A 14,470-nucleotide genomic window follows, 5' to 3' on the forward strand; every position below is an offset into this window, starting at 1 on the left:
TTTTTTCCCTGCCTGCACCAATAGGGGACCATGAAAAACTCTACGGTTGGTAAATTGAGCGCATAGGATGAGCCCGGCGTCTTCGGTGCCGACCACAGGTAGCATTTGCGCTTCTTGCCGGCGTTCAGGTGGCCCAAACCAGCTCCCGTCGTCGCCCCTTCTGGCCCAGTTGACTCGCCCATGCATGGGCATAGGCTCGCCCGTGCAGCTGGAGCAACGTTCCATCGTGCTCCAGCCGGATAACGTGCGGCCAACAGCGGACCGTCGCCCGGAGGATCTCAAAAATGCAATCATCCCAATATTTTAACGGTATGAGCAGGCGCAACCTGCTGTCGTTGATCGGCCTGACGGCGGGCACGGCGGCGATGTACCAGGCCATGACCAGCCTCGGCCTGGCCGTTGAATCCGGCTACAAGGGACCGGTCAAGCTGGAGGGCGATCCGAAGGGCGCCACCGTGCTCATCCTGGGCGCTGGCCTCGCCGGCATGACCGCCGCCCTCGAGCTGCGGCAGGCTGGCTACAAGGTCAAGATCCTCGAATACAACAACAGGTCGGGAGGCCGTAACTGGACGCTGCGCGGCGGCGACAGCTACACCGAGCTTGGCGGCGCGACGCAGAAATGCGAATTCGACGAAGGCCTCTACATCAACCCCGGCCCGTGGCGCATTCCCTACCACCACAACGGGCTCCTGGCCTATTGCCGCCGCCTCGGCGTCACGCTCGAGCCGTTTCAGCAGCTCAACCACAATGCCTTCCTGCATTCGTCCAAGGCCTTTGGCGGCAAGCCCCAGCGCGTGCGCGACATCAAGATCGACTTCCAGGGCCATGTCTCGGAATTGCTGGCCAAGGTCGCCCACACCGGCAAACTCGAAGGCGGCGTCACCAAGGAAGACCAGGAGATGCTGGTCGAAGCGCTGCGCTCGTGGGGGGCGCTCGACAAGGACTATGCCTACACCAAGAGCGTCGCCAACTCCGAGTTCCGCGGCTTTGCCAAGGATCCCGGCGGCGGCCTCGGCGCGGCGCCAGTGCCCAGCGACCCGATCGCGCTGACCGACATCCTGAGTTCGGGCCTGTGGGGCAGCCTCGCCAACTTCGCGCTCTACGAATTCCAGACGACCATGTTCCAGCCGGTTGGCGGCATCGACATGATCGGCAAGGCCTTCACCAAGGAGGTCGGCGATCTCATCACCTACAACGCCAAGGTCTCCAAGATCCATCAGGACGAAAAGGGCGTGACCGTCACCTATGAGGACGTGCAAAAGCCCGGCACGACGGCCGAGGAAAAGGCCGACTGGTGTATCTGCACGATTCCGCTTACCATCCTCAGCCAGATCGAAATCAATGTCGGCGCGCCGATGCAGGCAGCCATCGAGGCGGTGCCTTATGCCTCCTCGGTCAAGGTTGGCCTGCAATTCAAGCGCCGCTTCTGGGAGCAGGACGACCTGATCTTCGGCGGTGTCAGCTACACCGACCTGCCGATCACCCAGATTTCCTATCCAAGCACCAGCTTCAACACCGATGGCAAGGGCGTATTGCTCGGCGCCTACACCTGGAATGGGCCGCATTCCTACGAATTCACCTCGATGGCGCCGGAGGAACGCGTCAAGCGCGCGGTCGAATACGGCGCGATGATCCATCCGCAATACAAGGACGAGTTCGAGAACGGCATCTCGATGGCCTGGCACCGGTCGCCCTTCACGCTCGGCTGCGCCGGCGACTGGACCGAGGAAGCGCGCAAGCAGCACTACGACAACCTGTGCCAGATCGACGGACGCATCGTGCTGGCCGGCGAGCACGCCTCCTACATCCCGGCGTGGATGGAAGGCGCGATCCTGTCGTCGCTCGATGCCATCACCAGGCTGCATCAACGTGTCGTCGCGGGATGACGGTCATGCCGTCCGTCCCTCACCCCTCGTTTTCGCAAGGCATGCCATCATGACCCAGCAATCCAAGCATTCACTTGGCCTCTTGGCCGCAACGATCGCCTTCACGGCATTCACGGCCGCGAGCGCCTTCGCCGATTCGGCCGGCGCGACTTTCAGCGACGGCGACAACTTCTCCGAAAAGACCGGCCAGGAACTCTACGCCAATGTCTGCCAGGCCTGTCACATGGACCAGGGCCAGGGCGCGGTCGGCGCCGGCAAGTACCCTGCCCTCGCCAAGAACGTGAACCTGGAGGCCGGCGGCTACCCGGTCTATGTCCTGCTGCACGGCCTGAAAGGCATGCCGCCGGTCGGCAAGATGATGAGCGACGACCAGGTCGCCGCGGTGGTCAACTATGTCAGGACCAATTTCGGCAACGACTACAAGGATGCAGTGACAGCCGAAGACGTCGCCGGCTCGCGCTGACACATCATCGCCAGAATCGAGCCTTGATGATGCCAGTTCAACGGGTTGGAGCGGCGCTCCGACCTGACTAAGGCGGCCGGCGGTTCTGCCGGCTGCTCCATTTCCATGCGGCATAGGAGTAAGAGATGACAAAGATGCGGATCGGCGCCGCCGCGCTTGCGGCTGGCCTTTTCTTCGGCGGCAGCGCGATGGCCCAGGACATCGTGCGCCACAAGGTTCCCAATTCGGATTTTCCCATCGCCCAGGCGGTCGAGGTGCCAGCCGGCAAGACGACCGTCTATGTCAGCGGCGCGGTGCCGTCCGTCGTTGACGAAAAGGCCGAGAAAGGCAGCCTCGCCGCCTACGGCAACACCAGGACCCAGACCGAATCGGTATTGAAGTCGATCGAAAAGACGCTCGACGGCCTCGGCCTGAAGATGGGCGACGTGATCAAGATGCAGGTGTTCCTGGTTGGGGACCCCGACAAGGGCGGCAAGATGGATTTCACCGGTTTCATGGAAGGCTACACCCAATTCTTCGGCACCAAGGAGCAGCCCAACCTGCCGGCGCGCTCGGTGATGCAGGTTGCCAGCCTCGTTGCGCCCGGCTGGCTGGTCGAGATCGAAGTCACTGCCGTTCGTCCCTGACGGGAATCTTTTGTCCGGCCGCCTGGCATTCCGGACGGCCGGCTGTGCTCGACACGCTTGCGCGGATGCGCAAGACTGACATCGACAGCAAAATCGGGTTCGCGTCGGCAGCATGTATGACAAGCTTTTCAGGATCATAAACGACCGACGCAACGAGTTGGCGGAACTCACGGCGGAGTTGATCCGCTTTCCCACCATCAACCCGCCTGGCGACGCCTATCGCCCTTGCGCGGAGTATCTGGGCAATCGCCTGGCGAAGCGCGGTTTCGGCGTCGAATACATCAGGGCCGAGGGCACGCCCGGCGACACCGACCGCTATCCGCGGGTCAACGTCGTTGCCCGCTTCGACGGCCGGACGCGTGGCCAGACGGTTCATTTCAACTCGCATATCGACGTCGTCGAGGCTGGCGAAGGCTGGACCGTGGATCCGTTCGCGGGGGTCATCCGAGACGGCCGCGTCTATGGCCGCGGCGCCTGCGACATGAAGGGCGGGCTCGCCGCCTCCATCATCGCGGCCGAAGCGTTCATGGACGTGAACCCCGACTTCCCCGGCGCCATCGAGATATCGGGCACGGTCGACGAGGAGTCGGGCGGCTTCGGCGGCGTCGCCTACCTCGCCGGCAAGGGCTATTTCTCAAAGCCCAAGGTCGACCACGTCATCATCCCGGAACCGCTCAACAAGGATCGGATCTGCCTCGGCCATCGTGGCGTCTGGTGGGCGGAGATCGAGACCAAGGGCGAGATCGCCCACGGCTCGATGCCGTTTCTCGGCGACTGCGCCGTCCGCCACATGGGCGCGGTGCTCGAAGCCTTCGAACGGGAGCTGTTTCCTGCGCTTGACCGCAAGTCCACGCGCATGCCGGTGGTGCCCGAAGGCGCGCGGCGCTCGACGATGAACATCAACTCCATCCATGGCGGCCAGACCGATGACTTCCGTCCTGGCCTGCCGTCACCCAACGTGCCTGATTCATGCCGGCTGACCATCGACCGGCGCTTCCTGCTCGAGGAGAATATCCTCGATGTGAAGGGGGAGGTCACAAGCATCCTCGATCGCCTGAAGCGCGAGCGCAAGAAATTCGACTACGAGATCCGCGACATCATGGAAGTCCAGCCGCTGATGACCGAGCGCGATGCGCCGGTCGCCTCGGCCATCGCCAAGGGTATCCGCGAGATCTTCGACAAGGAACCGGAATACGTCATCTCGCCCGGCACATACGACCAGAAACACGTCGCCCGTATCGGCCATCTCTACGATTGCATCGCCTATGGCCCCGGTATTCTCGACCTCGCGCACCGGCCCGACGAGTGGGTGGGCATAGATGACATGGTGCAATCGGCCAAGGTAATGGCAATCGGGCTGGACATCTTGCTGCGCGGCCAGTCCAACGGCTGAACACGCAAGCAACGCTGGTCCGCGCCGCCGGGGAAATTCAGTTCGGCAGCGCTGCTGCAATTGCAACAAACTTGATTTACTCGGCTGGAAAATCGCGCTTCTATCCGGCCGATCGAAATGAAGCGGGGAGATCTGAGCATGACGCAGTGGAAAACAATCCTGGCAGCCGCGGCGCTGGCGCTGGCATCCAGCACCGCCGCAATGGCCGCGCGCACGGATCTCGTGCTCGGCATGCCGCTGGAACCGCCTCACCTCGACCCGACCGCGGGTGCCGCCGCGGCCATCGACGAAGTGCTGTATGCCAACGTTTTCGAAGGCCTGACCCGCATCGGTTCGCGTGGCGAAGTGTTGCCCGACCTTGCCGAGAGCTGGACCGTTTCCGACGACGGCAAGACCTATACGTTCAAGCTGCGTGCGGGCGTGAAATTCCACGACGGCAGCAATTTCGAAGCCTCCGACGTGAAGTTCTCGCTCGACCGCGCCCGCGGCGAAGCCTCGGTCAACGCCCAGAAGGGCCTGTTCGCGCCGATCGACAATGTCGAGGTGGTCGACCCCGCCACCATCAAGGTGACGCTGAAGAACCCGCTCGGGTCATTCCTCTACAACCTCGGCTGGGGCGATGCGGTCATCGTTGCGCCCGAGACGGCCGAGACCAACAAGGAAAAGCCCGTCGGTACCGGGCCGTTCAAGTTCCAGAACTGGGCCAAGGGCTCTGCGATCACGCTCGTTAAGGCCGATGCCTACTGGGGCGATCCGGTCGCGCTCGACAAGGCCGAGTTCCGCATCATCCCCGATGCCGCCGCAGCGATCCCTGCCCTGCTGTCCGGCGACGTGCAGGCCTTGCCCAATTTCGCGCTCGGCGACGCCCTCGCCCAGGTCAAGGCCGACCCGCGCTTCAAGGTCGTCATCGGCACCACCGAAGGCGAAACGGTCCTGTCGACCAACAACAAGCGGCCGCCCTTCGACAATCTCAAGGTGCGCCAGGCGATAGCGCATGCGCTCGACCGCAAGGCGCTGATCGATGGCGCCACCGGCGGGCTCGGCACGCCGATCGGTTCGCATTTTGCGCCACACAACCCTGCCTATGTCGACCTCACCGGCACCTATCCGCACGATATCGCCAAGGCCAAGGAACTGCTCAAGGAGGCCGGGCTTCCCGACGGCTTCAAGGCAACGCTGAAGCTGCCCCCAGTCGGCTATGCCCGCCAGGGCGGCGAGATCGTGGCCTCGCAGCTGCGCGAGATCGGCATCGACCTGCAGATCATCCCGGTCGAATGGGCCGACTGGCTCAAGCAGGTGTTCACCGACAAGGACTACGACCTTTCGATCGTCTCGCACACCGAACCGAACGACATCGATATCTACGCCCGCAAGGACTACTACTTCAATTACGACAACCCTGCCTTCAACAAGGTCATCGACGAGCTCAACCTGACCTCCGACGAGGCCAAGCGCAGCGAACTCTACAAGCAGGCGCAGAAGATCCTCGCCGACGATGCCGTCAACGGCTTCCTGTTCGAGCTGCCGAAGGTCGGCATCTGGGACGCCAAGGTCGAAGGCCTTTGGGAGAACTCGCCGATCCAGGCCAACGACCTGACCAAGGTCAAGTGGGCCGACTGACAAGAACCCTGTGAACTCAGCCGCTCCGCAACCCTTGCGAGCTTTCGGAGCGGCGTTTTCTCGGGCAGTTTGAGCCGATGACCGCCTATCTGCTCAAACGCCTGCTGATCGGTGCTGCGACCCTCGTGGTCGCTTCGGTCGTGGTATTCCTGATGCTCGAGGTGGTGCCGGGCGACCCTGCCCGCGTGATGCTCGGCATGAATGCCAGCGAAGCCCAGGTCGAACTGCTGCGCGACCAGATGGGGCTCAATCAGCCGCTGATCGTGCGCTATCTCGACTGGGCCCGGGGCCTGCTGTCGCTCGATTTCGGCAAATCCTACACCTACTCGGTTCCGGTCATCGACCTCATCAGGGAGCGCATCGTCGTTTCCTTTCCGCTCGCCGTCATCGCACTCGCGCTGTCGACGCTCATTGCCATTCCCGTCGGGCTGTTTGCCGCCGCGCGCCGGGGCCGGGCCGGCGACACCGCGGCCATGGCAGTGGCGCAGATCGGCGTCGCGATGCCCAATTTCTGGTTCGCGCTTCTGCTGGTCTATGTCTTCGCCGTCTGGCTGCGGCTGGTTCCGGCAGGCGGCTTTCCCGGCTGGGGAGCCGGCGCCTGGCCTGCCCTCAAGGCATTGATCCTGCCGGCGGTAGCGCTGGCCTTGCCGCAGGCAGCAATCCTCGCCCGTGTCACCCGTGCGGCCCTCGTCGAGGTTCTCGGCGAGGACTACATCCGCACGGCCCGCGCCAAGGGCATGCCGATGCGCGCGGTGATGTGGCGGCATGCCTTGCGCAATGCCATGATCCCCGTACTGACCATCATGGGCCTGCAATTCGCCTTCCTGCTCGCCGGCACCATCATCATCGAAAACGTCTTCTATCTGCCCGGCCTCGGCAGGCTCGTGTTCCAGGCGATCACCCAGCGCGACCTGATCGTCGTCGAAAGCGTGGTCATGCTGCTCGTCGCCGCCGTGGTGACCGTGAACCTGCTCGTCGACCTCTCCTACGCACTGGTCGACCCCCGCCTGAGGACACGGCAATGAGCAGCATGGCTCCCGGCACCCCGTCGACCCTCGGCGCCCTCGCCGGCAGGGCCTTTGCCAACCGCTCCTTCGTCATCGGCCTGTTCATCACCCTGGTCGTTGCAGCCTTGGCGCTTGTCTCGTTCTTCTGGACGCCCTTCGACGTCACCAGGCTGATCGTCGCCGATCGCATGCAGCCGCCCTCCTCTGCCCATTGGTTCGGCACCGACCATTTCGGCCGCGACGTCCTGTCGATGATCATGATCGGGTCCCGCAACTCGATTGCCGTGGCGCTCGTCGCCGTCGGCATCGGCATGGGCATAGGCGTGCCGCTCGGCTGCTGGGCGGCTGCCCGCGGCGGCTGGATCGACGAGGCGCTGATGCGCTTCAACGACCTCATCTTTGCCTTTCCTGCCCTTTTGTCTGCGATCATGATCACGGCCGTCTTCGGCCCCAGCGCCATCAACGCCATCATCGCCATCGGCATCTTCAACATCCCGGTGTTCGCCCGCGTGGCGCGTGCCGGTGCGCTGTCGATCTGGCCCCGCGAGTACATCCTTGCCGCACGCGCCGCCGGTAAGGGCAAGGCACGCATCACCATCGAGCACATCATCCCCAACATTGCCAATCTGCTGCTGGTCCAGGGCACCATCCAGTTCGCGCTCGGCATCCTCGCCGAGGCCGCCTTGTCCTATGTCGGGCTCGGCACGCAGCCGCCGATGCCGAGTTGGGGCCGGATGCTGTTCGATGCGCAGACGCTGATGATGGTGGCGCCCTGGCTCGCCCTGTTCCCCGGCTGCGCCATCCTTCTCACCGTTCTCGGCCTCAACCTGCTCGGCGACGGCATCTCCGACATCTTCGATCCGCGCGCGAGGCGCCGGCCATGAGCCTGCTCGAGATCGAAAAACTGTCGATGAAGATCGGCAGCCTGTCTCTGTTGAAGGACATCGACCTGTCCATTGCCCCCGGCGAGGTGCTGGGTCTGGTCGGCGAATCCGGCTCCGGCAAGTCTATGACTGCCCTTGCCGTCATGCGGCTCACGCCCGCCCATGCCCAGATGAAGGGGCGTATCTCCTTCAACGGCATCGATATTCTCGGCGCGACCGAACCGCAGATGTGCGCGCTGCGCGGCGATGACATCGGCATGGTATTCCAGGAGCCGATGACCGCGCTCAATCCGGTCAAGACCATTGGCGAACAGGTCGCAGAAGGCATCCGCTGGCACACCAGGGCCAGTCGCCGCGAGGCTGAGGAGCGCGCCAGGAAAATCCTCGACCGCGTCGGCCTTCCCGAGCAGAAATTCGCGCTGTCGCGCTATCCGCACGAACTGTCCGGCGGCCAGCGCCAGCGCGTGGCCATTGCGATCGCCTGCGCGCTCAAGCCGAAGCTTTTGATCGCCGACGAGCCGACGACCGCGCTCGACGTGGTGCTGCAAGCCCAGATCCTCGACCTGCTCAAGGAACTGGTCGACGAAAACAGGATGAGCCTGCTGTTCATCTCGCACGACCTTGCGGTGGTCACCGAGATGGCGGACCGGATCACCATCCTGCGCCAGGGTACGGTGGTGGAAAGCGGCGACACCGCCCGCACGCTGTCGGAAGCCACCCACCCCTACACACGCCAGCTCGCGCTTGCTTCCACGCATGTACCGGCGCGGGTGAGGCCGCATGTCGAAGAAGCCGGTGCCGACAACCTGCTCGACGTGGCAAACGTCACGCGCGACTATCCCGGCACGCGCCGGTCGCTGTTTTCCAGGCCGGAACCGGTGCGTGCGGTGGACAATGTCTCGCTGACGATGAAACCCGGCGCCTCGGTGGCGCTCGTCGGGCGTTCCGGCTGTGGCAAGTCCACCCTCGCCCGCATGATCCTGGCGCTCGACACGCCGACCTCGGGCGCCATCAAGTTTCGCGGCCTGGACATTGCCGGGCGCAGCGAGGCGGAACTGCGGCGGCCGCGTCGCAACATGCAGGTGGTGTTCCAGGACCCCTACGGCTCCTTCGATCCGCGCCATACCGTCGAACGTCTGGTCGCCGAGCCCCTGCACCTGCTGGAGCGCCGTCCCGACCGCAAGGAACGCCGCGACATGGTCGCCCGCGCGCTGCACGAGGTCGGCCTCGGCCGGTCGGACATGGAGAAATATCCGCACGAATTTTCCGGCGGCCAGCGCCAGCGGCTGTCCATCGCGCGTGCCATCATCACCCGGCCCAAGCTGGTGGTGGCCGACGAACCGGTGTCGGCGCTCGACGTTTCGATCCGCGCCCAGATCCTCGACCTGTTCGCCGAGCTCAACCAGAAGCTCGGCGTCGCCTATCTGTTCATCACCCACGACCTGACCGTGGCCCGCGCCATCACCGACGACGTGCTGGTCATGCATGAAGGGCGGATCGTCGAGCGCGGCAAGACCTCGGACGTGCTCAGCCAGCCCTCAACGGAAGCGGCGCAAGCGCTCGTGTCGGCAGCACCCGACCTGCACAGGGCCATTGCAAGGCGGCTGCAAGAACAGGGCTGATCTGCCGGCGGGCCAGTATCAGGTCGCCGGCTTCACCACGTCGACAGGGCTGATGCCGAGCAGATCCAGCGTACGGCGCAGGAGCTTGACCTCGTTTTCCGCCAGATGGGCGTCGGCCTTGGCGATTTCGGCCATGTGCCGTGCCAACTGCCTGCGCCGCTCGACATCAAGATCGCGGAACATCGCAATCGCCTGCGAGCCGTTGGTCTCGTAGCCGAATTCGTTGAGATATTCGATGACGGCGTCGATGCTCTTTTCGGCAATGCCGAAGGCCTGGGTGCAAATCCGGCGAAATGCGGCCATCTCGCTGTCGCTGGCTACGCCATCCGCCAGGATCATCCGGAACAGCAGAAGCAGTTCGGCCGAAAGCACTGGATCGTCGGCGACCTTGCGTACCCCTGGGTCGCCCTCGAACAGCGTACGAATCTGGGTCAGCAATCCCGTCGCCATGCGAATCCCTTCCATCGAGGCAGTTGCTGTGTCCGATATAGAACAAATGGCTGCGAAAGACACTCGGCCCAGCAGCCAGGATGCGCCTGATTCTGGACCGCTATTGCGCATGCGAATTGGCTGTGATCGAACGCGGATCGTCCTCCAGACAGAGCCCTGCGCCGATGTTCGAAATAGCCACAGAAACGATCCTGCTCCTGACGGTCGCGGCATTCATTGCCGGCTTCATCGACTCCATTGCCGGTGGCGGCGGCCTGATCACCATTCCGGCGCTGTTGCTGGCCGGTCTTCCCCCCGTCCAGGCGCTCGGCACCAACAAGCTGCAGTCGCTGTTCGGCTCCGGCTCGGCGACGATCTCCTACGCCGCCAAGGGCCATGTCGACATCCGCAAGCAACTGCCTGCCGCTGCCATGTCCTGCATCGGTTCGATATTCGGCGCATTGCTGGCGACCGTGTTGCCCGGTGACATCCTGCGGGCTTTCATGCCGGTCCTGCTGGTGGCGATAGCACTCTACTTCGCCTTCAAGCCGAACATGGGCGACGTCGACCGCACCGAGCGCATGACGCCGTTCCTGTTCGGCGTGACCGTTGTGCCGGCCATCGGCTTCTATGACGGCGTTTTCGGCCCCGGCACCGGCTCGTTCTTCATGCTCGCATTCGTATCGCTGACCGGCTACGGCATCCTCAAGGCCACCGCCCACACCAAGCTCCTGAACTTCGCCTCCAACATCGGCGGCCTGTTCGCCTTTGCCATTGTCGGTGCCGTCTACTGGAAGATCGGGCTGATGATGGGAGCAGCACAGTTTCTCGGCGCACGGCTCGGCGCCCACATGGCCATGCGAAGCGGCGCCAAGCTGATCAAGCCTCTCTTGGTCTGCACCTGCGTCGCACTCGCCATCCGTCTGCTCATCGATCCCACCAACCCTCTGCGCGTGCTGATCGGGGTCTGACCGTTTTTGACCGGCTCCGGCCGCTGGAGTAACGTCCGGTTGCCTCAGCGGAGCCCGGGCAATGGCAAGCAGTCAGGCACAAGCGACCGACCACGATCAGCCGACGGCGCAGTTCGAGATGGTGCGGCGCGCGCCCTCTCCGCTGCTGGCGGGCGTCGTCACCGACCTCGTCGGCTACCGCGAACTGGTCCCTGTCCATATCAGGCAGAACGAGGCTGCCTCGTTGACCGTGCCGCTCGTCATCAGCTTCGGCGAGCCATTCGCCATCGGCCTGAGCCGGACGCCTGGTAACAGTGACCGCTTCGCCAGCTTTGCCTCCGGCCTTCACGCCGGCCCGGTGGTCATCGAGTCCTTTGGCAGGTCATGCTGCGTCCAGGTCAATTTCACCCCGCTCGGCGCCCGCCGCTTCTTCGGCATCCCGATGTGCGAACTCGCTGATCGCGTGGTGACGCTCGACGAGGTGCTCGGCCTGGCAGGCAATGCCCTGCAGGAAAGGCTCGGCCAGGAGACGGGCTGGCGGCAACGCCTGGACCTGGTTGAAGGTTGGATCGTAGAGCGCTTGGTTACCACTGCCCCGCCGGCGGCCGAGATTGCCTGGGCAATGGCGAAAATAGCGTCGAGCAACGGACGCATCCGCATTGCATCCATCGCCGGCGAGATCGGCTGCAGCCGCAAACATCTGGCGGCGCAATTTGCCGACCTGGTCGGCATCGGCCCGAAAGCCGTCGCGCGGATCGTCAGGTTTGATCGAACGGCGCGCCTGGCGCGCAGTGCCGTCGGCGTCGACTGGGCCGATCTGGCCGCCGAATGCGGCTATGCCGACCAGGCGCATCTGGTGCGTGAATTTCGCGAGCTGTCAGGATCGACACCAACAGCGCTGCTCCCTAAGCCCGGCTGACCCGGTAACATTTGTTCAATACGGCGGAACCGCGCTTCGCCAGAGTGGGTTGTCATTTCAACCCGCAAAGCAGGAGGCGCAACATGCCCACTCCCGAAGCTCAGAGGATCTTCCCCACCCTCCGTTACAAGGACGCCGTAGGCATGATCGACTGGCTGGGCGAGGCCTTCGGCTTCGCTGTCCATGCCAGATACATGAACGGCGAAGAAATCGGCCATGCCGAACTCGCTTTCGGCTCCTCGATGATCATGATCGGCTCGTCGCGCCCTGACGATTACGGCACCATCGTCGGCGAACCCGGCCAGAACGGCGGCAAGTCGATCTATGTCGCCACCGAAGACGCCGACGCGGTCTATGCCAGGGCGAAGGCGGCCGGCGCGGTGATTGACCAGGAAATGACCGATCGGGACTACGGCAGCCGCGAATTCATCTGCCGCGACCCCGAAGGCAATGTGTGGTGCTTCGGCACATATTGGCCAAGGGTGGACTCCCCGGCCGGATAGTCAGCGCGCGGCGGCAAAGATCGCGTCGCAGTCGAGGTGCCGTTCGAGATGGTCGGCAATCTCGTCCAGGGCGCGTTCAACTTCGGCGCGATAGTCGATACCGCCGCCCCTGATGCCAAGGCCTTCCAGGAAACGGCCGCGAAAACCGTCGGCGCCGAACAGGCCGTGCAGGTAGGTGCCGAACACCTTGCCGTCGGCTGAAGTCGCGCCATCTTCGACGCCATTGATTACGACGGCGGGCCTGACGCAGTCGCCACCCGTCGTCCGCCCGAGATGGATCTCGTAACCCGAAAGCTTCTCGCCATAGCGCACCGAGCGTGCCTCGACGTTGCGGACCGTCTTTTCCGGCTCCATGACGGTTTCGACATCGAGCAGGCCGAGGCCTTCGACCTCGGTGACGCTGCCCTCGATGCCATCGGGATCGCGCACCGACTTGCCGAGCATCTGGTAGCCGCCGCAGATGCCGACGACATGGCCGCCACGCCTGCGATGCGCCTCGAGATCGCGGTCCCAGCCGTTTTCGCGAAACAGCACCAGATCGCCAATGGTCGACTTCGAACCGGGAATGACAACCAGCCCGGCATCTTCGGGCAAGCGCTGGCCCGGTGGCACGAACACCACCTCCACCTGCGGCTCGGCGCGCAGCGGGTCGAGGTCGTCGAAATTGGCGATGCGCCCGAGCATCGGCACCGCAACCTTCAGCGCGCGCTTTTCGCCGCCGGCCAATCGTTCGAGGATCACCGAATCCTCCGACGGCAACAACGCTGCCGCCTTGAGCCAAGGCACCACGCCGAAGCAGCGCCAACCGGTAAAGCCCTCGATCGCGGTGATGCCGTCGTCGAACAGGCTGGCATCGCCGCGGAACTTGTTGATCAGGTAGCCGACGATCATGCGCCGGTCTTCGTCCGGAAGGATGAGGTGTGTGCCGGCAACCGATGCGATGACGCCGCCGCGGTCGATGTCGCCGACGAGGATCACCGGAACATTGGCGCGGGTGGCAAAACCCATGTTGGCGATGTCGCGTGGGCGCAGGTTGATCTCCGCGGGCGAGCCGGCACCCTCGACGATGACCAGGTCCGCTCCCTCGCCCAGCTTGGCCCACGAATCGAGGACGGCGCCCATCAGCTTCGGCTTCAGCTCCTGGTAGTCGCGCGCCTTGGCGTGGCCGAAGACCTTGCCCTGCACCACCACCTGGCTACCGATATCGCTTTGCGGCTTGAGCAGCACCGGGTTCATGTGGATCGACGGCTTGACCCCGCAGGCGATCGCCTGCAGCCACTGCGCGCGGCCGATCTCGCCGCCGCCGGCCTCGCCCGGAATGTCAGCGACCGCCGCGTTGTTCGACATGTTCTGCGGCTTGAACGGCCGGACGCTGAGCCCGCGATTGCGGGCGGCCCGGCACAGGCCGGCCACCAGCACCGTCTTGCCGACATCGGAACCGGTGCCCTGGAGCATGATCGCCTTGGCCATGGTCATGCCCTCGCAATCGTCGAGCGCTGGGCCAGCGGCCCGCCGCGCCAGAGATAAAGCGCCAGCATCGGTTCTAACCCTGTCCTCATCGCATGGTTGACGTTGGACGCATGGTGGATCACTTCGCCTGCGGCACGGAGCCGGAATGGCTCGTCGCCCATTCGCCATTCGGCGGAGCCGGTCAGTGGTATGTAAAGCTCTTCGGCAATATGATGATGATCCGGATACTCAATGCCCGGACCAAGCGCCAGGAAACCCGCCGCCAGCTGTTCGTTGACGAAATGGCCGCGCGTGCCAAAAAGTTCGACCCAGCCGTAGTTGTCGATGAAATGCTGGCCGAAATCTTCAGTCGTATAGGTCTGGCCCCAGCGCAGCTCGTCGCGGCATTCGCTCAGGGCAGACGCCAACGGCCGCGTCGCATCGGATGCAAGCTGGACGGCGCGGTCGAGAAGACTCGAACCCGGAATCTTCTTCGGCTCCAGCGCTCGCGGCGGCATCGACCAACCGATGTCGGCCAGGAAACTGGCGACAACGGGGTCTGCGCTGCTACCTTGCAGATAGTCCCGAAACGTTGCCAGCAGCTCATTAAAATTTGTCGTCACGTCGCGTCTCGCCCACCAATTGGTGCACAGCCGTTCTGTTGAAGGTCGGGTTGCGCGGCGGCATCATTGGTCTAGATTGAACGTCGCGCATAGCCA

14 protein-coding genes are annotated in these 14,470 nt (G+C 64.0%); 11 read left to right on the forward strand and 3 right to left on the reverse strand.

The annotated features are described in order from the left end of the window. The first annotated feature begins 284 nt into the window (after window positions 1–284). The 8 genes from GGR00_RS02435 (at window position 285) to GGR00_RS02470 (ending at window position 9,501) form a co-directional block, all read left to right on the forward strand. Window positions 285–1,886 carry a flavin monoamine oxidase family protein gene (locus GGR00_RS02435; RefSeq protein WP_246441254.1) on the forward strand — a complete coding sequence of 534 codons (1,602 nt, stop codon included), beginning with the start codon at window positions 285–287 and terminating at the stop codon, window positions 1,884–1,886. A 49-nt stretch (window positions 1,887–1,935) separates the two neighbouring features. Then, the gene (locus GGR00_RS02440; protein ID WP_055969083.1) at window positions 1,936–2,349 is read left to right on the forward strand and encodes a c-type cytochrome; all 414 of its coding nucleotides are present in this window, start codon (window positions 1,936–1,938) and stop codon (window positions 2,347–2,349) included. 125 nt (window positions 2,350–2,474) lie between these two features. Continuing rightward, a complete protein-coding gene (locus GGR00_RS02445) occupies window positions 2,475–2,975 on the forward strand; it encodes a RidA family protein (protein WP_055969086.1) in 501 nt (166 codons plus the stop codon). 112 nt (window positions 2,976–3,087) lie between these two features. Next, entirely contained in the window at window positions 3,088–4,368 is a 1,281-nt protein-coding gene (locus GGR00_RS02450) for an acetylornithine deacetylase/succinyl-diaminopimelate desuccinylase family protein (protein ID WP_055969089.1), read from the forward strand. Window positions 4,369–4,506: 138 nt separating this feature from the next. After that, entirely contained in the window at window positions 4,507–5,988 is a 1,482-nt protein-coding gene (locus GGR00_RS02455) for an ABC transporter substrate-binding protein (protein ID WP_184697630.1), read from the forward strand. 77 nt (window positions 5,989–6,065) lie between these two features. After that, window positions 6,066–7,013, forward strand: a complete 948-nt coding sequence (locus GGR00_RS02460) for an ABC transporter permease (protein WP_055969091.1) — start codon at window positions 6,066–6,068, stop codon at window positions 7,011–7,013. After that, the gene (locus tag GGR00_RS02465) at window positions 7,010–7,879 is read left to right on the forward strand and encodes an ABC transporter permease (RefSeq protein ID WP_055969094.1); all 870 of its coding nucleotides are present in this window, start codon (window positions 7,010–7,012) and stop codon (window positions 7,877–7,879) included. The genes GGR00_RS02460 and GGR00_RS02465 overlap by 4 nt, the downstream gene beginning before the upstream one ends. Continuing rightward, window positions 7,876–9,501 carry an ABC transporter ATP-binding protein gene (locus GGR00_RS02470; protein ID WP_055969097.1) on the forward strand — a complete coding sequence of 542 codons (1,626 nt, stop codon included), beginning with the start codon at window positions 7,876–7,878 and terminating at the stop codon, window positions 9,499–9,501. The genes GGR00_RS02465 and GGR00_RS02470 overlap by 4 nt, the downstream gene beginning before the upstream one ends. A gap of 18 nt (window positions 9,502–9,519) precedes the next feature. Here GGR00_RS02470 and GGR00_RS02475 read toward each other — a convergent pair whose 3' ends face one another. Beyond that, on the reverse strand, window positions 9,520–9,951 hold the full coding sequence (locus GGR00_RS02475; protein ID WP_055969100.1) for a tellurite resistance TerB family protein: 432 nt from the start codon (window positions 9,949–9,951) through the stop codon (window positions 9,520–9,522). A gap of 164 nt (window positions 9,952–10,115) precedes the next feature. On the opposite strand from GGR00_RS02475, the gene GGR00_RS02480 reads away from it, so the two are divergent. From GGR00_RS02480 to GGR00_RS02490, 3 genes are all read left to right on the forward strand, one after another. Next, window positions 10,116–10,901, forward strand: a complete 786-nt coding sequence (locus GGR00_RS02480; RefSeq protein WP_055970585.1) for a TSUP family transporter — start codon at window positions 10,116–10,118, stop codon at window positions 10,899–10,901. 61 nt (window positions 10,902–10,962) lie between these two features. Then, the gene (locus tag GGR00_RS02485) at window positions 10,963–11,799 is read left to right on the forward strand and encodes a helix-turn-helix transcriptional regulator (RefSeq protein WP_184697633.1); all 837 of its coding nucleotides are present in this window, start codon (window positions 10,963–10,965) and stop codon (window positions 11,797–11,799) included. An 83-nt stretch (window positions 11,800–11,882) separates the two neighbouring features. Further along, the gene (locus GGR00_RS02490) at window positions 11,883–12,302 is read left to right on the forward strand and encodes a VOC family protein (protein ID WP_184697636.1); all 420 of its coding nucleotides are present in this window, start codon (window positions 11,883–11,885) and stop codon (window positions 12,300–12,302) included. On the opposite strand, the gene GGR00_RS02495 is transcribed toward GGR00_RS02490, so the two are convergent. Beyond that, the gene (locus GGR00_RS02495) at window positions 12,303–13,772 is read right to left on the reverse strand and encodes a cobyric acid synthase (RefSeq protein WP_184698073.1); all 1,470 of its coding nucleotides are present in this window, start codon (window positions 13,770–13,772) and stop codon (window positions 12,303–12,305) included. A gap of 2 nt (window positions 13,773–13,774) precedes the next feature. Then, complete coding sequence (locus GGR00_RS02500; protein ID WP_184697639.1) at window positions 13,775–14,374, reverse strand: dimethylsulfonioproprionate lyase family protein; 600 nt, start codon at window positions 14,372–14,374, stop codon at window positions 13,775–13,777. Window positions 14,375–14,470: the final 96 nt, after the last annotated feature.

The sequence above is a fragment of the Aminobacter aganoensis genome, from assembly GCF_014206975.1.
Lineage (GTDB): Bacteria > Pseudomonadota > Alphaproteobacteria > Rhizobiales > Rhizobiaceae > Aminobacter > Aminobacter aganoensis.